At 72.0% G+C, this 17,021-nt stretch carries 15 protein-coding genes; 6 read left to right on the top strand and 9 right to left on the bottom strand.

The window, feature by feature from the left end; all coding sequences use genetic code 11:
• Positions 1–68 precede the first annotated feature (68 nt).
• From ACXET9_RS00315 to ACXET9_RS00290, 6 genes are all read right to left on the bottom strand, one after another.
• Positions 69–1,004, bottom strand: coding sequence for an aldose 1-epimerase family protein (locus tag ACXET9_RS00315; protein ID WP_457883786.1), 936 nt, complete (start codon positions 1,002–1,004; stop codon positions 69–71).
• Positions 1,001–1,885: a LutC/YkgG family protein gene (locus ACXET9_RS00310; protein WP_457883784.1), complete on the bottom strand. Its 885-nt coding sequence runs from the start codon at positions 1,883–1,885 to the stop codon at positions 1,001–1,003. Before ACXET9_RS00310 ends, ACXET9_RS00315 begins: the two co-directional genes overlap by 4 nt.
• Positions 1,882–3,516 (bottom strand): lactate utilization protein B, encoded by a 1,635-nt coding sequence (locus ACXET9_RS00305; RefSeq protein WP_457883783.1) that lies wholly within the window; start codon positions 3,514–3,516, stop codon positions 1,882–1,884. The genes ACXET9_RS00310 and ACXET9_RS00305 overlap by 4 nt, the downstream gene beginning before the upstream one ends.
• Entirely contained in the window at positions 3,513–4,298 is a 786-nt protein-coding gene (locus tag ACXET9_RS00300; RefSeq protein WP_457883781.1) for a (Fe-S)-binding protein, read from the bottom strand. Before ACXET9_RS00300 ends, ACXET9_RS00305 begins: the two co-directional genes overlap by 4 nt.
• 173 nt (positions 4,299–4,471) lie before the next feature.
• Entirely contained in the window at positions 4,472–5,962 is a 1,491-nt protein-coding gene (locus ACXET9_RS00295; RefSeq protein WP_457883779.1) for a malate:quinone oxidoreductase, read from the bottom strand.
• 223 nt (positions 5,963–6,185) lie between these two features.
• On the bottom strand, positions 6,186–6,881 hold the full coding sequence (locus ACXET9_RS00290) for a DUF624 domain-containing protein (RefSeq protein WP_457883777.1): 696 nt from the start codon (positions 6,879–6,881) through the stop codon (positions 6,186–6,188).
• Between the two features lie 170 nt (positions 6,882–7,051).
• Between ACXET9_RS00290 and ACXET9_RS00285 the strand changes: the two genes are divergently transcribed.
• The 3 genes from ACXET9_RS00285 to ACXET9_RS00275 are packed head-to-tail and all read left to right on the top strand — an operon-like array spanning position 7,052 to position 10,261.
• Positions 7,052–8,365, top strand: coding sequence for an enolase C-terminal domain-like protein (locus ACXET9_RS00285; RefSeq protein ID WP_457883775.1), 1,314 nt, complete (start codon positions 7,052–7,054; stop codon positions 8,363–8,365).
• Positions 8,366–8,413: 48 nt separating this feature from the next.
• Positions 8,414–9,388 carry an aldo/keto reductase gene (locus ACXET9_RS00280; RefSeq protein ID WP_457883774.1) on the top strand — a complete coding sequence of 325 codons (975 nt, stop codon included), beginning with the start codon at positions 8,414–8,416 and terminating at the stop codon, positions 9,386–9,388.
• Positions 9,389–9,406: 18 nt separating this feature from the next.
• Positions 9,407–10,261 (top strand): amidohydrolase family protein, encoded by an 855-nt coding sequence (locus tag ACXET9_RS00275; RefSeq protein ID WP_457883772.1) that lies wholly within the window; start codon positions 9,407–9,409, stop codon positions 10,259–10,261.
• A 49-nt stretch (positions 10,262–10,310) separates the two neighbouring features.
• Here ACXET9_RS00275 and ACXET9_RS00270 read toward each other — a convergent pair whose 3' ends face one another.
• Entirely contained in the window at positions 10,311–11,003 is a 693-nt protein-coding gene (locus ACXET9_RS00270) for a FadR/GntR family transcriptional regulator (RefSeq protein WP_457883770.1), read from the bottom strand.
• 234 nt (positions 11,004–11,237) lie between these two features.
• On the opposite strand from ACXET9_RS00270, the gene ACXET9_RS00265 reads away from it, so the two are divergent.
• The 3 genes from ACXET9_RS00265 to ACXET9_RS00255 all read left to right on the top strand — a co-directional run bounded on the left by ACXET9_RS00265 (position 11,238) and on the right by ACXET9_RS00255 (position 15,429).
• Positions 11,238–13,838, top strand: coding sequence for an ATP-dependent Clp protease ATP-binding subunit (locus ACXET9_RS00265; protein ID WP_457883768.1), 2,601 nt, complete (start codon positions 11,238–11,240; stop codon positions 13,836–13,838).
• Between the two features lie 146 nt (positions 13,839–13,984).
• The gene (locus ACXET9_RS00260; RefSeq protein ID WP_457883767.1) at positions 13,985–14,926 is read left to right on the top strand and encodes a VTT domain-containing protein; all 942 of its coding nucleotides are present in this window, start codon (positions 13,985–13,987) and stop codon (positions 14,924–14,926) included.
• On the top strand, positions 14,923–15,429 hold the full coding sequence (locus ACXET9_RS00255) for an amino-acid N-acetyltransferase (RefSeq protein WP_457883765.1): 507 nt from the start codon (positions 14,923–14,925) through the stop codon (positions 15,427–15,429). Before ACXET9_RS00260 ends, ACXET9_RS00255 begins: the two co-directional genes overlap by 4 nt.
• Before the next feature lie 43 nt (positions 15,430–15,472).
• Here the strand turns inward: ACXET9_RS00255 and ACXET9_RS00250 are convergent, their stop codons facing one another.
• Entirely contained in the window at positions 15,473–16,381 is a 909-nt protein-coding gene (locus ACXET9_RS00250) for an A/G-specific adenine glycosylase (protein WP_457884953.1), read from the bottom strand.
• Positions 16,382–16,542: 161 nt separating this feature from the next.
• Positions 16,543–16,950 (bottom strand): large conductance mechanosensitive channel protein MscL, encoded by a 408-nt coding sequence (gene mscL, locus ACXET9_RS00245; RefSeq protein WP_457883763.1) that lies wholly within the window; start codon positions 16,948–16,950, stop codon positions 16,543–16,545.
• Positions 16,951–17,021 lie beyond the last annotated feature (71 nt).

Below are 17,021 nucleotides of genomic sequence, written 5' to 3'. Positions count from 1 at the left end.
GAACCGGTCCTCAGACGAGACGAGGAAGAGCCCGTCACCGCGATCGCGGTGACGGGCTCTTCCCATCCTCACCAGCCGCGGATGGTCCACTCGGCGCGGTGCTCGGCGCCGGGGGAGAGGCGCACGACGTCGGTGCCGGAGCGGAAGGCGTCGGGCGGGCAGGTCATCGGCTCGACGGCCAGGCCCAGGCGATGGATCGCCGGATCGGGCTGGTCGCCGGTGTGGATCTGCAGCCAGCCGCATTCGGGGCCCGAGGTGATCTCGGCGCCCGTCCCCTGCGCCGAGGTGACCGTGACACGGAGGCGTCCGGCCTCGTCGCGGGCGAGATCGGTGAAGGCATGGTCGATGAAGAGATCGCCGATCTCGCGGGCGGTCGAGAAGTCGAACTCGCTGCCGGAGGCGATCGGGGCGGTGCCGGTCGGCAGCAGGCGGTCCTCGGTGACGGTCACCACGGTGCCGGCGGAGACCTCGAGGGACCACTGGTCGAGACGATCGGTGCCGGCCACCAGGTACGGGTGGGGGCAGACGCCGTAGGGGGCGTCCTGCTCGCCGATGTTGCGGGCGAGGACCTCGGTCTCGAGGCCCGTCTCGGCGTCGAGCGCGAAGCGCACCCTCAGCTCGAGGTGGAAGGGATAGCCCGGGCTCGGGAAGAGCGCGGCCCGCAGCTCGAGGGTCGCCTCCGAGGCGGAGACCTCCTCGAAGGCGTGGAAGGAGAGCAGGCCGTGCAGAGCGTTGCCGCGCTCCACCTCGTTGATGGGCGCCTGGATCTCCTGCCCGTCCCAGGTGTAGCGGCCGTCGCCGATGCGGTTGGGCCACGGGGCGACGAGCGCCCCGCGGTAGAACTGGATCGGGCCCTGCTCGGGGTTGCGGACCAGCAGGTCACGGCCGCCGATCGTCAGCGACTCGACGACGGCGCCGACGGCGGAGACCTCGGCGCGGTAGTCGCCGGCGGCGAGGACGAACAGCCGACCGCGGTCGCGGGACGGGGTGGAGGGAGCGCTCATGCTGAAGTGTCCTTCGTCTGGGAGGGGGACGCCGCGGGTTCGCGGCGGGAAGCGGAGGCGGTCGTCGGCCGACGAGTCGCCGCGCCCTCGGCGGGACGCGCGGTGGCGGAGCGCCCGGCACCGGGGCGCGAGGCAGCACCGTCGGCCGCATCCTGCGCGACCTCGGGCTCGGGCTCGGGTTCGGGCTCGACGAGGATGACGTCGAGGGTGCGGGGGCCGTGGACCCCCTCGACGCGGGAGAGCTCGATGTCGCTCGTCGCGGAGGGTCCGGAGATCATCGTCCATGCGGCGCGGGGGTCCTCGGCCATGCGCTCGATGCCCTTGGGCACGCCGAGCACGACCTGATCCGCGTCGACGACGACCACGTGATGGTCCGGGACCAGGGTGATGGCGCGCCGACCGCCGACGGCGTCGCCGCGCAGCACGATGGTGCCGGTGATGGCGATGGCCGTATGGCAGCCGGTGAGGACGGCGTCGATCGCATCGAGCTCGCGCGGCGAGGCGGTGCCGTCGTCGACCCGGACCTCGCCGTCGACCTGCGCGGTCCAGTCCTCGGGCAGGCCCGAGGGGACGATCACGCGGGAGGCGCTCGCGAGGGCCTCGGCGATCGCCGTCGGCAACTGCGCGGCGGTGGTGCGGCGGACCGTGGCCTTGTAGTCCTCGATGCGCTGGACGAGGACGTCGCGGACCTTCGCCGGATCCGTCTTCACCTCCTGGCGGTCGTCGGCGCGCTGATAGGCGCGCGGGACGTCCTCCGCCTCGGTGACGGCATCCCGGCGCGGCACGTCCAGCGCGCTGCGCAGCCGTGCGAGGATCTCGTCCTTCGCGCTCATGCCGGGGACGCGCTCGGGGCGCTCCTGGGTCGTCGTTCCGCGGCTCATCGCCGACCGCCTTCCGTGGTCGTCCCGTCGGTGCTCGTCCCGTCGGCCGGCGGCTCGCCGGCGGTCGTCCCGCCGGTGGTCGTCCCGTCGGCGGGGGCCGACGGACCGCCGGGCGCGGGGGCGCCGCCCTGCTTCTCCCGCTTGTCCCACCAGGAGCGGAAGGACTGCTCGGGCTTGGGGAGGTCGCGGTGGTCGGTCCAGCCCGGGATCACCGGCAGGATGCCGGGGAGCTTGCCGATGTTGCGGCCGGGCATCACCTTGGCGAGCGTGCCCGCGGACCGGACCGCCGCGTCGTAGGCCCGGGGCGAGGACATGAGCGAGCTCGCGCCCTTCATCGCCAGGTCCCACTGCCCGTGGAACTGCCCGCGCCGCCCGCGGCGCTCGTCGACGCCCTGGGCGCGCAGGTGCACGAGGATCTCGGGGATGTTGATCTTCACCGGGCAGACGTCGTAGCAGGCGCCGCACAGGCTCGAGGCGTACGGCAGCGAGCTGTTCGGATCGCCCTCGCCGGTGGTGCCCGTCATCTGGGGCGACAGGATCGCGCCGATCGGCCCCGGGTAGGTCGAGCCGTAGGCGTGGCCGCCGGCCCGCGCGTACACCGGGCACACGTTGAGGCAGGCGGAGCAGCGGATGCAGTGCAACGCCGAGCGGCCCTCGGGGTCCTCGAGCACCGCGCTGCGGCCGTTGTCCAGCAGCACCAGGTGGAACTCCTCGGGGCCGTCGCCCTCCGCGACCCCGGTGAACAGGGTGGTGTACGGGTTCATCCGCTCTCCGGTGGAGGAGCGGGGCAGCAGCTGCAGGAAGACCTCGAGATCCTGGAAGCTCGGGACGACCTTCTCGATGCCGACGATCGAGATGAGGGTCTTCGGCAGGGTCAGGCACATGCGGCCGTTGCCCTCGGACTCGACGACCACCAGCGTGCCGGTGTCGGCGACGGCGAAGTTCGCGCCGGAGACGGCGACCGAACCGGGCATGTCCAGGAACTTCTCGCGCAGGAAGCGGCGGGCGGCGCCCGCGAGCTCGGCGGGGTCGTCGGTGATCGACGGATCCAGGTCCGGCATCGCGGCCAGGAAGATCTCCCGGATCTCCGTGCGGTTGCGGTGGATCGCGGGGACCAGGATGTGCGACGGGGTGTCGTCGGCGAGCTGGACGATGAGCTCGGCGAGATCGGTCTCGATCGCGCGGATGCCCGCGGCCGCGAGGGTCTCGTTGAGCGCGATCTCCTGCGTGGCCATGGACTTGACCTTGAGGATCTCGCGGGCACCGCGCTCCAGGGCGAGCGCGGTGACGATCTCGCCCGCCTCCTCGGCGTCCCGCGCCCAGTGCACGGTGCCGCCCGCGGCCTGCACCGACTCCTCGAGCTGCAGGAGCAGCTCGGGCAGATGATCGGTGACCTGCCACTTCAGGGCGCTGCCGGCATCGCGGAGCTTCTGCCAGTCGCGCACCTCGCGCACGGCGCCGGCGCGCTTGGCCTGGATCGTCGTGGTCGCGTGGCGCAGGTTCGAGCGGAGGGTCTCGTCCTCCAGCTCCGAGCGGGCGGCCTGCGGGAAGGACTCCGCGCCGCGCAGATGGGAGGAGGGGGAGGCGTGCTGCGGCCGGATCGTGGGCATGCCCAGGTCGACGGTGCTCATGACGCCCTCCCGAGGATGGTCTCCGAGGGGACGAACGGCTCCTCGCGGGTGGACGCGAGGATCTGCGCGAGGTGGATCGAGCGCGGCTCGGCCCCGGTGCGGTGGAGCTTGCCGCCGATGTTCATCAGGCAGGAGGCATCGCCCGCGACGACGTAGTCCGCGCCCGAGCGCACGACGTTGGCCGCCTTGTCGGTGACCATCGCGTTCGACGTGGCGTCGTTCTTCACGGAGAAGGTGCCGCCGAACCCGCAGCAGGTGTCGGACTCGGGCAGGTTCACCACCGAGATCCCGTCGACCGCGCGCAGCAGCTTGAGGGGGCGCGGGCCCACCTTGAGGAAGCGCATCGAATGGCAGGTGGGGTGGTAGGTGACCGTGTGCGGGAAGTAGGCGCCGACATCGGTCACCTTGAGCACGTCGATGAGCAGCTCGGAGAGCTCGTAGGTCTTCGCGGAGACGGCCGCCGCACGCTCCTCGAGCTCGGCATCCTCCTCATGCTGCGCGACCAGCCTGTGCTGCTCGCGCACGCAGCCGGCGCACGAGCCGGAGGGCATGACGATCGCGTCGATCCGGTCGAGGGTCGGCTCGAAGGTGTCCACGAAGCTGCGCACGACGGGCGCCGCCTCCGTGTAGTACCCGGTGTTCGTGTGCATCTGTCCGCAGCAGGTCTGGCGGCGTTCGAAGACCACCTCATGGCCCAGCCGTTCGAGGAGCCGGACCGTCGAGCGCGCGACGTCGGGCGCCATCACGTCGACGAGGCAGGTCGTCATCAAGGAGATTCGCATCAGTGTCTCTTCCAGGTCTCTTCCCGGTCCGCGGCGCCGAGGGCGCCGGTGCCGAAGAATCTGTCGTGCCCGAGCTCGGTCGAGTTCACCCCGCGTCGGCATCGCCGACCGAGATCCTGACCTCCTCGGTCCTTCCGTGCTGCTCCGTGCTGCTCGGTGCGGCTCCGTCGCGCTCAGTCGTGCTCGAGCCCGAGCGCGGCGGCGGTCCGCTCGAGCGAGGCGTGGGCCGCCTGCGCGTCGTCGGACAGCGAGGTGCCGATGCTCGGCACCATGCGGGAGATCGTGGGGGCCCAACGGCGCGCGCGCTCGGGGAACACGGTCCCCAGCAGCCGCAGCATGATGTCGGTCGCCGTCGAGGCGCCGGGGGAGGCGCCGAGCATGCCGCCGATGGAGCGGTCCGCGGCGGTGATCATCTGCGTGCCGAACTGCAGCACGCCCACCTTCTTGGGGTCGGGGGCGATGACCTGCACGCGCTGACCGGCGGTGACCAGCTCCCAGTCCTCGGACTGCGCGGAGGGCATGTACTCCCGCAGCGCCTCGACGCGCTGCGAACGGGTCGCGGCGACCTGCCCGACCAGGTAGGCCATCAGATCGAGGTTCGGCGGGGCGGTCGCCACCATCTGCGCCACGTTCCCGGGCTTGATGGAGGCGAACAGGTCGGTGTAGCTGCCGGTCTTGAGGAACTTCGGCGACCAGCCGGCATAGGGGCCGAACATGAGGGACTGCTCGCCGCCGATGTGGCGGGTGTCCAGGTGGGGAACGCTCATCGGCGGCGCGCCGACGGCGGCCTTGCCGTACACCTTGGCGGAGTGGCGAGCGATGATCTCGGGGTTCGTGCAGCGCAGCCACTGACCGGAGATCGGGAAGCCGCCGAAGCCGCGGATCTCGGCGATGCCGGACTTCTGCAGCAGCGGCAGCGCGTTGCCGCCGGCGCCGACGAAGACGAAGGGCGCCCGCAGCACGCGGGTGTCGCCGGTGCGGGTGGAGCGCGCCATCACGCCCCAGTCCTGGCCCATCCGGCGCAGGTCCACGACCTCCCAGCCGGTGGAAACCGTGGTGCCGACGCGCTGGGCGTAGTCGAACAGCTGACCGGTGAGGGCGCCGAAGTCGACGTCGGTGCCGTCGGGCGAGAAGGTCGCGGCGATGGACTCGGTGACCGGACGGTCCTCGGCGATGAGCGGGGCCCACTGCTGCAGGCGCGCATGCTCGGTCGTGTAGAGCATGCGGTCGAACAGCGGGTTCGCGGTGAGCGCCTCATGGCGGCGGCGCAGGTAGTCCGCGTTCTCGAGGCCCTGCACGAAGCTCATGTGCGGGACCGTGCGGATGAAGGTCGAGGGATCGCCGATGCGGTCGTTCTCCACCAGATGCGACCAGAACTGGCGGCTGACCTGGAACTGCTCGTTGATGGCGATGGCCTTGGCGGGGCTCACCGAGCCGTCGACGTCCTGCGGCGTGTAGTTGAGCTCGCAGAGGGCGCTGTGCCCGGTCCCGGCGTTGTTCCAGCCGTCGCTGGACTCCTGGCCGAGGCCGTCGAGCTTCTCGACGACCTGGATGTCCCAGTCCGGCTCGAGCTCGCTGAGCATGGCCGCCAGCGTGGCGCTGGCGATGCCTCCGCCGATCAGGACCGCGTCTGCGTGGGTCACATCCACCCTGAGGTCTGCCATGTCTCTCCGTTCGAGGTCGCCGGGCGAGCCTCCCGGCGGAGCACGGCACGATGCTTCGCGCGACCCCGGGCGGCCGTACGCGCCAGGGTATCCCTCCTGACCGGGCTCTCGCCCGTCGGCCCGCCGCACGACGTCATCCGCGGTGCCGCAGGCGGAGGCGTCCGCGACATCCACGCCGTCCGCAGCGTCCTGCGCGGCATCGCCCGCGGCATCGTGCGGGACCTCATGAGGAGGGCGCCGAGGAGGCGCTCGTCACATCGGCCCCGGCGATCTGCTCGAGGAGCTCGGCGATCCGGCGCCCGAGGATCCCGGTGGCGAGGTCGGCGGCGACGCCCGCGCCCAGGAGCAGGGCGAGCGGCCACAGCATCAGGCAGGCGTACAGCCAGACGACCAGCAGCAGGAGCAGGCCGATGGCCCGCCCGGGGAGCATCCCCGGCATCAGCACCGCCAGGCGCCAGGCGACCAGGAGATCCTGCCGCCGCACGCGCGGCGCGGCGACGATCGCGGCGAGCGCCACCGTCGTCCATCCCGCGCTGACCACCGCCACGGCGCCGACGAGCAGGGTCTCGGCCCCGCCGTCGGCCGCGCCCGCGGCGAGCAGGCGCAGGGTCGCGACGGCCCCGGCCTGGACGATCATGAGCGGCAGCATGCGCACGTTCGCGCGGACGAGATGCTCGCGCCAGGAGCGCCACATGAGCCGCGCGGGCCGCACGCGGTCGCCGCGGCGCGCCGCGGTCAGGGCATCGGCCGCCGCGCAGGTCGCCGGCGCGATCCCGAGGACGACCAGGCCGAGGAGGGACAGGCCCGCCCACAGCACCGAGACGCGCACGAGGAGCCAGATGTGCTCGATGATCTCGTTCATCCGCAGGCCCCAGCCGGGGACCTCGGTGGGGCCCGACGGACGACGTCGTTCGCTCATGGCCGCACCCTACCGCCGGAGGTCCGATCTCTGGGGGCTCGACATCGACACGTCGTCGAGTTGTCGCGGGCCGATTCCGGCTCTAGACTCCGAAACATCCGAGCATTGGAGGGCTGGGTCGTCGGACCAGTGCCGGCGGCGCCGGCCGAGGAAGGCAGCACGAGGGCACCATGAGCACCCTGACCCACCTGCGCGTGAGCGACGTCCGATTCCCGACCTCTCGAGAGCTCGACGGCTCCGACGCCATGAACCCGGATCCCGACTACTCCGCCGCCTACCTGGAGCTGGGCACCTCGGACGGGGAGCACGGATGGTCGCTGGTCTTCACCATCGGCCGCGGCAACGACGTCCAGTGCGCCGCCGTCGAGCTCCTGGCCGACCGCCTGGTCGGGCTCGACGTCGAGGAGACCCTCGCAGACCTCGGAGGAATCGCGCGCGGCCTCGTCGGGGATTCGCAGCTGCGCTGGCTCGGCCCGGAGAAGGGTGTCATGCACATGGCCATCGGCGCCGTCGTCAACGCGCTCTGGGACCTGCGCGCTCGCCGCGAGGGCCTGCCGCTGTGGCTGCTGCTCGCCCGCCTCGCCCCCGAGGAGCTCGTCGACCTGGTCGACTTCCGGTACCTCACCGACGCGCTCACCCGCGAGGAGGCGCTCGAGATCCTCCGCCGCGGCGCCGAGGGCAAGGAGGAGCGCATCTCGGCGCTGCTCGACCACGGGGTCCCCGCGTACACCACCAGCCCCGGCTGGCTGGGATACGACGACGAGAAGCTCGTGCGCCTGCTGCGGGAGGCCCGCGAGGAGGGCTTCCCGATGATCAAGCTGAAGGTCGGCGCCGACATGGAGGACGACGTGCGGCGCGTCGCCCTCGCCCGCGCCGAGGTCGGGGAGGGCTTCCCCCTCGCCGTCGACGCCAACCAGCGGTGGGACGTGGCCGACGCGATCGCCTGGCTCGAACGGCTTGCGCCCTACGACCTCGCCTGGATCGAGGAGCCGACGAGCCCCGACGACGTGCTCGCGCATGCGGCGATCCGCCGCGCCGTCGCCCCGCTGCCCGTGGCCACCGGCGAGCAGATGCAGAACCGGATCATCGCCAAGCAGCTCCTGCAGGCCGGAGCGATCGACGTGCTCCAGCTCGACGCGACCCGCGTCGGGGGCGTCGGCGAGAACGTGGCGATCCTGCTGCTGGCCGCCAAGTTCGGCGTGCCCGTCTGCCCGCACGCCGGCGGCGTCGGCCTGTGCGAGCTCGTCCAGCACTACGCCCTGTTCGACGCCGCCGCCGTCAGCGGGGAGCACGGGAAGCGGTACGTGGAGTACGTCGATCACCTCCATGAGCATTTCGAGACCCCCGTGCAGGTCGTCGACGGCGCCTACCGCGCCCCCACGGCGCCCGGCTCGGGCGCGCGCATGCACGAGGAGTCGGTGCAGGCGCACCTCTTCCCCGGCGGACCGGTGTGGGAGGGGATCGCGCGTGAGAAGGTCTCCTGACGTCCGATCCCGCCGCGACCCCGCCATCGATCTCCCGGAGGACCGCCGATGAGCAGCACCGCCGTCCCGCCCGCCGACCGTCCGGCGCTGCCCGCCTTCGGCGTCGGAGCGGCGCAGCTCGGCAACCTCTACCGGCCGACGACGGACGCCGAGGCCGCCGGAGCGATCGAGGCGGCCTGGGAGGGCGGGCTGCGGATGTTCGACACCGCTCCGCACTACGGCGTCGGCACGAGCGAGCGGCGCCTCGGAGCGCTCCTGGCCGCGTACCCGCGCGACGAGTACCTGCTGTCCACGAAGGTCGGACGCCTGCTGGTGCCCGGCCCCGGCACCGGCGACGACCTCGCGCACGGCTTCGCCGTCCCGGACGACGCCGTGCGCCGCTGGGACATGAGCGAGGCCGGGATCCGACGCAGCCACGAGCAGTCCCTCGAGCGTCTCGGCCTGGACCGCGTGGACATCCTCTACCTGCACGACCCCGAGGAGGGGCCCCTCGAGCAGGCGTTCGCGGAAGCCCTGCCCGCCCTTGCCGCGATGCGGGAGGAGGGACTGGTCTCCCGGATCGGCGTCGGATCCAAGGACTCCGCCGTCCTCGCGCGGGCCGTGCGGACGGGACTGATCGACACCGTCATGGTCTCCGGCCGCTACACCCTCCTCGAGCAGCCCGCCGCCGAGGACCTCCTGCCGGCCTGCCTCGAGCACGGGGTCGATGCCGTGGCGGTGTCCGTCTTCAACTCCGGCATCCTCGCCCGCGCCGAGGTCCCCGACGAGGCCCGCTACGAGTACGGGCAGGCGCCGACGGCGCTGCTGGAGCGCGCCCGCGCCCTCGCCGCCCTCGCAGCGCACCACGGCCTGGAGCTCCCGGACCTCGCCCTCCACCATCCGCTGCAGCATCCGGCGATCTCCTCGGTCGTGCTGGGCATGCGCACTGCCGAGCAGGTCCGCGACAACCTCGAGCGGATCCGCCGCACCGTGCCCGCCGCGCTGTGGACCGAGGTCGAGGCGCTGCAGGCGACCGCCGGCTGACCGAGGGATGGCCACCGGATGATCACCGACGCCCATCTGCACCTCTGGGACCGTTCGGGCGGAGGCTACGGCTGGCTCGACCGGGCCCCCGCGGCCCTGCGCCGCGACGCCCGCTGGGAGGACGTCGCCCCGCAGCTGGCCGCGGCGGGCGTCGAGCGGGTGGTGCTGGTGCAGGCCGACGACACCCTCGCCGACACCCGGGCGATGCAGGCCGCGGCCGCGCGGATCGAAGCGGAGCGCGGTCCCGTCCGCCGTGCCGATGTGGTCGCCTGGCTGCCGCTGCAGGACCCCGCGGCGACGGCCGCCCTGCTCGCGGACCCCACGGCGGTCGAGCGCGTCGTCGGGGTCCGTCATCTCGTGCACGACGACCCCGATCCCGGCTTCCTCGACCGGCCGACGGTGCGGGAATCGCTCGCCCTGGTCGCCGCGGAGGGCCTCCCGCTGGACGTGCCCGACGCCTTCCCGCGGCATCTGCACCAGGCCCGGCGCCTGGCCGAGGAGGTCGACGGGCTCGTCGTCGTCCTCGACCACCTGGGCAAGCCCCCGCTCGGGGACGCGGAGGGGATGGGGCGGTGGGCCGGTCAGCTCACCGGCTTCGCCGCCGCCCCCGGGACGGTCGCCAAGGTGTCGGGGCTCGCCACCAGCGGGCGGGGCCTCGCGGCCGACGACGACCTGCGCGCCGCGCTCGACCTCGCGCTGGAGGCCTTCGGGCCCGAGCGGCTGCTCGTCGGCGGCGACTGGCCGATCGCTCCCGTGCCCTTCGACCTCGCCTCCGGCACGCGCCGGGTGCGGGAGCTGATCGATGCGTGGGAGGAGCCGGTGAGGGCGCAGCTGCTGGGGCTCACGGCGGAACGGGTCTACCGCCGTCGCTGACCCGTCGCCCTGCGCTCGGACCGGGCGCGCGCTCGGACCGAGCGCGCGCTCAGATCGCCTGCGAGGATTTCTCCAACCAGCTCTCGACGCCCGCGATGTGCGCGGCGGCGTGCACGCGGGCCAGGTCGCCGCGCCCCGCATGCAGGGCATCGAGGATCCGACGGTGCTCGGCGAGGGTGCGATCCACGGCGGCCCCCTCCGTGAGCCCGCGCCAGACGCGGGCGCGGGCGGTCGCCGAGGCGAGGCCCTCGAGCATCGAGCTGAGGTAGCCGTTGGGGCAGCGGGAGTTGATCAGGCGGTGGAAGGCGATGTCGGCCTCCACCAGGTCCTCCACCTCCGAGCGCTCGGAGAGGTCGACCATGAGCTGCTCGAGCTGCGCGAAGTCCTCCGCGGTCAGATGCGGGCAGGCCTGCTCGACGGCCGTCGGCTCCAGCAGTCGGCGCACCTCCAGCACATGCCCCTCGTCATCGCTGCGATGGAGGTCGAGCATGAACCCGAGCGCCTCGACCAGGAGGTCCGGGGCCAGGGACGTGACATAGGTGCCGTCGCCCTGACGGACGTCGAGGACGCGGATCACCGAGAGCGCCTTGACGGCCTCGCGCAGCGAGTTGCGGGAGACGCCGACCGACTCCGCGAGCTCCTTCTCCGGGGGGAGCCGATCGCCCGGTCCGAGCGTCTCGGCGATGATCATCTGCTTGATCGCCTCGATCGCCCGATCGGTCACGGCGCGTGGTGCCGACATGCTCTGCGCTCCTCGTCTCCGGACAGACGCACGCCTGCCGTCCCGATGCTCCCGCCCTCCCACCAGGGACGGGACGATCCGCGGATCGTGTTGGCGATCCTAATGGACCGGGGGAGCGCGGCCGGGCCGGCTCCCTGCGGCGGAGCCGGTGTCACGCCCGCGGCGAACAGCGCTCATCGGGGCTCCGATCCCGCGTAGTCTCGCTGCATCAGCTCCAAAGAACGGGGGAGGACCATGTTCGAACGCTTCACCGATCGCGCACGCCGCGTCGTCGTCCTCGCGCAGGACGAAGCTCGTCTGCTCAACCACAACTACATCGGCACCGAGCACATCCTGCTGGGCCTCATCCACGAGAACGAGGGCGTCGGCGCGAAGGCGCTCGAGGCGCTCGGCGTCACCCTCGATGCCGTCCGCGAGCAGGTCCGGGACATCATCGGCGAGGGGAACCAGACCCCGAGCGGGCACATCCCCTTCACCCCGCGCGCCAAGAAGGTCCTCGAGCTCAGCCTCCGCGAGGCGCTCCAGCTCGGCCACAACTACATCGGCACCGAGCACATCCTGCTCGGCCTGCTCCGTGAGGGCGAGGGCACGGCCGTCAAGGTCCTCTCGCGCCTGAAGGCGGAGCCGGCGGCGGTGCGCCAGGAGGTCATCGAGCGACTCTCCGGCTACCAGGGCAAGGAGCCGGCCACCTCCGGCGGTCCGGCGGAGGGTCAGCCCGCGGGCTCGCTCGTGCTGGACCAGTTCGGCCGCAACCTCACCCAGGCCGCCCGCGAGGGCAAGCTCGACCCGGTCATCGGGCGCGAGCACGAGGCCGAGCGCGTGATGCAGATCCTCAGCCGCCGCACCAAGAACAACCCGGTGCTGATCGGCGAGCCCGGCGTCGGCAAGTCCGCCGTCGTCGAGGGCCTGGCGCAGTCCATCGTCGCGGGCGACGTGCCCGAGACGCTCAAGGACAAGCAGCTCTACACGCTGGACCTCGGCTCCCTCGTGGCCGGCTCCCGGTACCGCGGCGACTTCGAGGAGCGCCTGAAGAAGGTGCTCAAGGAGATCCGCACCCGCGGCGACATCATCCTGTTCATCGACGAGATCCACACCCTCGTCGGGGCCGGTGCCGCCGAGGGCGCGATCGACGCCGCGAGCATCCTCAAGCCGATGCTCGCCCGCGGCGAGCTGCAGACCATCGGCGCGACCACGCTCGAGGAGTACCGCAAGCACATCGAGAAGGACGCCGCCCTCGAGCGCCGCTTCCAGCCGATCCAGGTCAACGAGCCGTCCGTGGCCCACACCGTGGAGATCCTCAAGGGCCTGCGGGACCGCTACGAGGCCCACCACAAGGTGACCATCACCGACGGTGCGCTCGTCGCCGCCGCGAACCTCGCCGACCGGTACGTCAACGACCGCTTCCTGCCGGACAAGGCGATCGACCTGATCGACGAGGCGGGAGCCCGACTGCGGATCCGCCGCCTCACCGCGCCGCCGGAGCTCAAGGAGTTCGACGTCCGCATCGAGGAGACCCGCAGGAAGAAGGAGGAGGCGATCGACGGGCAGGACTTCGAGGTCGCCGCCAATCTGCGGGACGAGGAGCAGAAGCTCAAGACCGATCGGGACGAGAAGGAGAAGGCCTGGCGCCACGGCGAGTCCGACGCCGTCACCACCGTCTCCGAGGAGACCATCGCCGAGGTGCTCGCCGCTGCGACGGGCATCCCGATCGTGAAGCTGACCGAGGAGGAGTCCTCGCGACTGCTCAACATGGAGGACGAGCTGCACAAGCGCGTCATCGGCCAGCACGAGGCCATCAAGGCGCTGGCCCAGGCCATCCGCCGCACGCGCGCCGGCCTGAAGGATCCCAAGCGTCCCGGCGGGTCGTTCATCTTCGCCGGGCCCACGGGCGTCGGCAAGACGGAGCTCGCCAAGGCGCTCGCCGAGTTCCTCTTCGGCGACGAGGAGTCCCTCATCCAGCTCGACATGTCCGAGTTCGGCGAGAAGCACACGGCCTCGCGGCTGTTCGGCTCGCCCCCCGGCTACGTCGGCTACGACGAGGGCGGCCAGCTCACCGAGAAGGTGCGGCGCAAGCCCTTCTCCGTGGTGCTGTTCGACGAGGTGGAGAAGGCGCACGTCGACATCTTCAACTCGCTCCTGCAGATCCTCGAGGACGGTCGCCTGACCGACTCGCAGGGCCGTGTCGTGGACTTCAAGAACACCGTGATCATCATGACCACGAACCTCGGCACCCGCGACATCGCCAAGGGCGTCTCCGTCGGCTTCACCGCCGGCGGCGACCTCTCGACCGACTACGAGCGGATGAAGGCGAAGGTCCACGAGGAGCTCAAGCAGCACTTCCGCCCCGAGTTCCTCAACCGCGTCGACGACGTGGTGGTCTTCCCGCAGCTCTCCCCGACGGAGATCGTCCAGATCGTCGACCTCATGGTCGGGCGCCTGGCGTCCCGCCTCGCGGAGCGCGACATGACCATCGAGCTCACGCCGGCGGCCAAGCAGCTCCTGGCGGACAAGGGCTACGACCCGGTCCTGGGCGCCCGTCCCCTCCGTCGCACCATCCAGCGCGACATCGAGGACACGCTCAGCGAGAAGATCCTCTTCGGCCAGATCAAGGTGGGCGACGCCCTCGTGGTCGACGCCGAGGGCGAGGGCCTGCTCGGCGAGCTCACCTTCAGCCGGCGCTCCGGCGACGGGTCGCTCGAGCCGATCAGCACCGCTGTCGACATCGAGAGCATGACGGCGGCGCGCAGCGCCGACGTCGCGCAGCCCGGGGCGAGCGGCACGTCCGAGCAGGACGGCTCCTCCGCACCGGACGGCGCGGAGGCCACCGCCTCCTGATGATCCTGGGAACCGGCTCCGTCGACGACGGAGCCGGTTCCGTATCATCGGGGGCGATCCGTCGCCGCGAGGACGACGGGCGCGCCGTGCGACGGCGCCAGCACCATGGCCGGTGAGCCTCTCCGGTCAGCGAAGGAGAGTCGCGAGTGCAGCAGCTCCTGGATCGGATCATGTCCCTCAGCGGGCAGGTCGAGACCTGGATCCTGGGGGTGGCCGACGCCTGGTGGATCCATCTCGTGGTCTTCGGGTTCGCGGCCGCCGACGGGTTCTTCCCCTCGGTGCCCAGCGAGTCCACCATCGTCACCCTCGCCTCGCTGTGGTCGTCCGCCGGTCAGCCGGCGATCGTGCTCGTGGGGCTGGCCGCCTGGCTGGGCGCCTGGGCGGGGGACAATCTCGGGTACCTGCTGGGCCGGACCATCGGCTGGCAGCGCTTCCGCTTCCTCCGGGAGGGGAAGGGACGCGCCGCCGTGGAGGCCGCCGACCGGGGCCTGCAGCGCCGGGCGCTGCTGTTCCTCATGACGGCACGCTACATCCCCTTCGGCCGCACCGCGGTCAACCTCGTCGCCGGCGCGGTCCACTACCCGCACCGCAACTTCTGGCCCCGATCGCTGCTGTCGACGTTCGTCTGGGCCGTCTACTCGTGCGCGATCGGCGCCATCGCCGGCTCCTGGTTCGCGGACAACCACCTCCTGGCGATCACCGTCGCCCTGGTCGCCGCCGTGCTCCTCGCGGTCGTCGCCGAGCGCATCATCAACGCCATCCACAAGGTCCTGGATCGTCGTGCCGAGAAGCACGGCAATGCGGTCGTGGACCGGCTGGTCGAGCTCGCGGAGGGGGAGCTGGCCGAGCAGATGGATCCGGCCGAGAGCGAGGATCGTCCCTCGTACCGCCCCGTCGCGGAGGCCGGCGTCGCCGCGGAGACCGCAGCGGTCCGTGATGCCTCCGAAGCCTCCGATGCGTCTGGGGCGTCCGGGCCGTCTGGTCGGTCTCGCTCGCCCGAGTCCACTGCATCGCTCGATGCCGTCGGGCCCGCCGAGCCCGTCGGCTCCGTCACCAGTTCGCCCGCCGGGCAGGAGCAGCAGTCATGAGCATCTCGATCCGTCCCGCCCTGCCGGCCGACGTCCGAGCCATCGACGCGATCGTCCAGCCGCTCGCGCACCGCGGCATCCTGCTGGGGAAGGATCTGGTGTCCTTCTACGAGGCCGTCCAGGAGTTCCTCGTCGCCGTCGACGACGAGGACGGCAGGGTCGTCGGCTGCGGCGCCCTGCATGTCATGTGGGAGGACCTCGCGGAGGTCCGGACGCTCGCCGTGGCGGAGGAGCTGCTGGGAACGGGTCTCGGGCACCGGATGCTCGAGGCGCTCCTCGAGCGGGCCCGCGAGCTCGGCCTCGCCCGCGTGTTCTGCCTGACCTTCGAGGTGCCCTTCTTCCGTCGGCACGGCTTCGAGGAGATGGCCGAGGAGGTCGAGCCCGAGCTGTACGCGCAGCTGCTGCGCTCGCCCGACGAGGGCATCGCCGAGTTCCTCGATCTCGCCCGGGTCAAGCCCAACACCCTGGGCAACACGCGGATGATCGTCCAGCTCGACAGCTGATCCGGGACGCTCCCGGCACTCCTCGGGGAAGGTCCGGTACCCCTCAGGGAAGGCGCAGCCGCTCGCCCTCGAGGACGGCGAGGGAGTCCTGCACGAGGGAGCGGACGCAGCGCTCCACCTTCACGGGGTCTCCGGGATCCAGGCTCTCCAAGGCCGAGCGGGCGGTCGATCCCTCGGCCCGGAGCACCGCCATGATCCTTCCGCGCATCTGCCGATCGGTGCCCTCGAAGGGCTGGGCCCGGCGCGGAGCGTCCTCGTCGACGGGGCGCCCGGCCGCATGCCAGGCGCAGGCGCGCAGGGCGAGGGGGCCGAGGGGGCACTGCTCGCAGCGCGGCGACCGGGCCGTGCACACGAGCGCGCCGAGCTCCATCGAGGCCTGGTTCCAACGGACCGAGCGCTCGGTATCGGCGGGCACGGTCGCCGTCGCGAGGCGGCGCTCGGCGGCGGTGTAGGAACGGCCGGGGAGCGCCCGGCCGCGGACGGTGCGCACGAGCACGCGGCGGATGTTCGTGTCCACGACGACGGCGCGCCCGTGATGGGCGAAGGCGGTGACCGCGGCGGCGGTGTACTCGCCGATCCCGGGGAGCGAGCGCAGAGCCTCCTCGGAGCGGGGGACCTGCCCACCGTGCTCGCGCACGATCGCACGGGCGCATTCCTGCAGTCGCAGCGCGCGGCGGGGATAGCCGAGCCGATCCCAGGCGCGGAGCACCTCGGCGGTGGGGGCATCGGCGAGGTCGGCCGGGGTCGGCCAGCGCTCCATCCAGGCGATCCAGCGCGGCAGCACGCGGACGACGGGCGTCTGCTGGAGCATGATCTCCGAGACCAGGATGCTCCAGTCGGATGCCTCGGGATCCCGCCAGGGGAGGTCGCGGGCGTGCTCGGCGAACCAGGCGATCACCGCGTCGACGGCAGCGGGATCCAGGCGATCGGCACCGGAGTCGGCGGAGGCGATGGCACTGACCGGACGGGCGGAGCGGGAAGGAGCGGGAACGGCGGACACTCCCGGGACGCTATCGCATCGGGAGGCACCGGGACGCGGAACAGGGCGGGACCGTGACGGTCCCGCCCTGTTCGCGGAGCGTCGGCGCGGGGCGCGCCGGTCTGCTCATCGCGTCACTGGCGAGGAGGGGTCTGCTGGGACTGCAGCAGGTCGCGGATCTGCGTGAGCAGCGCGATGTCCTCGGGAGCGGCCTCCTCCTCGTCGACCGGGAGGCCGCGGCGACGACGGTCGAGCTCGCGGGCCTTGGCGATCGGCAGCACGAAGACGAAGTAGACGACCGCCGCGGTGATCAGGAAGGCGATGATCGCGGAGAGGATCGCACCGAGGTCGACCTTGGTGGCTTCGTTCGTGATCGTGAAGGCGAGGCCGTCGACGTTGCTGCCGCCGAAGACGTTGATGATTGGCTGGATCAGGTTGTCCACGAATGCCGCGATCAGGGCGGTGAAGGCAGAGCCGATGACGACGCCGACCGCGAGGTCGATGACGTTGCCCTGCATGACGAAGTCCTTGAAGCCCTTCATGGGGGTGATCCTTACTAGGGGGAGCGGATGCGGTGAAGCGCCTGGTCGGACGACGAGGGACCCCTGTGGAG

The sequence above is a fragment of the Brachybacterium netajii (SeqCode) genome, from assembly GCF_054114245.1.
This window is presented reverse-complemented; position numbering and strand designations above follow the sequence as displayed.

What these genes read in the sequence shown, in the direction of transcription:
- ACXET9_RS00315 (WP_457883786.1), bottom strand. Translation starts at nt 1,004, where the DNA reads ATGAGCGCTCCCTCCACCCCGTCCCGCGACCGCGGTCGGCTGTTCGTC.
- ACXET9_RS00310 (WP_457883784.1), bottom strand. Translation starts at nt 1,885, where the DNA reads ATGAGCCGCGGAACGACGACCCAGGAGCGCCCCGAGCGCGTCCCCGGC.
- ACXET9_RS00305 (WP_457883783.1), bottom strand. Translation starts at nt 3,516, where the DNA reads ATGAGCACCGTCGACCTGGGCATGCCCACGATCCGGCCGCAGCACGCC.
- ACXET9_RS00300 (WP_457883781.1), bottom strand. Translation starts at nt 4,298, where the DNA reads ATGCGAATCTCCTTGATGACGACCTGCCTCGTCGACGTGATGGCGCCC.
- ACXET9_RS00295 (WP_457883779.1), bottom strand. Translation starts at nt 5,962, where the DNA reads ATGGCAGACCTCAGGGTGGATGTGACCCACGCAGACGCGGTCCTGATC.
- ACXET9_RS00290 (WP_457883777.1), bottom strand. Translation starts at nt 6,881, where the DNA reads ATGAGCGAACGACGTCGTCCGTCGGGCCCCACCGAGGTCCCCGGCTGG.
- ACXET9_RS00285 (WP_457883775.1), top strand. Translation starts at nt 7,052, where the DNA reads ATGAGCACCCTGACCCACCTGCGCGTGAGCGACGTCCGATTCCCGACC.
- ACXET9_RS00280 (WP_457883774.1), top strand. Translation starts at nt 8,414, where the DNA reads ATGAGCAGCACCGCCGTCCCGCCCGCCGACCGTCCGGCGCTGCCCGCC.
- ACXET9_RS00275 (WP_457883772.1), top strand. Translation starts at nt 9,407, where the DNA reads ATGATCACCGACGCCCATCTGCACCTCTGGGACCGTTCGGGCGGAGGC.
- ACXET9_RS00270 (WP_457883770.1), bottom strand. Translation starts at nt 11,003, where the DNA reads ATGTCGGCACCACGCGCCGTGACCGATCGGGCGATCGAGGCGATCAAG.
- ACXET9_RS00265 (WP_457883768.1), top strand. Translation starts at nt 11,238, where the DNA reads ATGTTCGAACGCTTCACCGATCGCGCACGCCGCGTCGTCGTCCTCGCG.
- ACXET9_RS00255 (WP_457883765.1), top strand. Translation starts at nt 14,923, where the DNA reads ATGAGCATCTCGATCCGTCCCGCCCTGCCGGCCGACGTCCGAGCCATC.
- mscL (WP_457883763.1), bottom strand. Translation starts at nt 16,950, where the DNA reads ATGAAGGGCTTCAAGGACTTCGTCATGCAGGGCAACGTCATCGACCTC.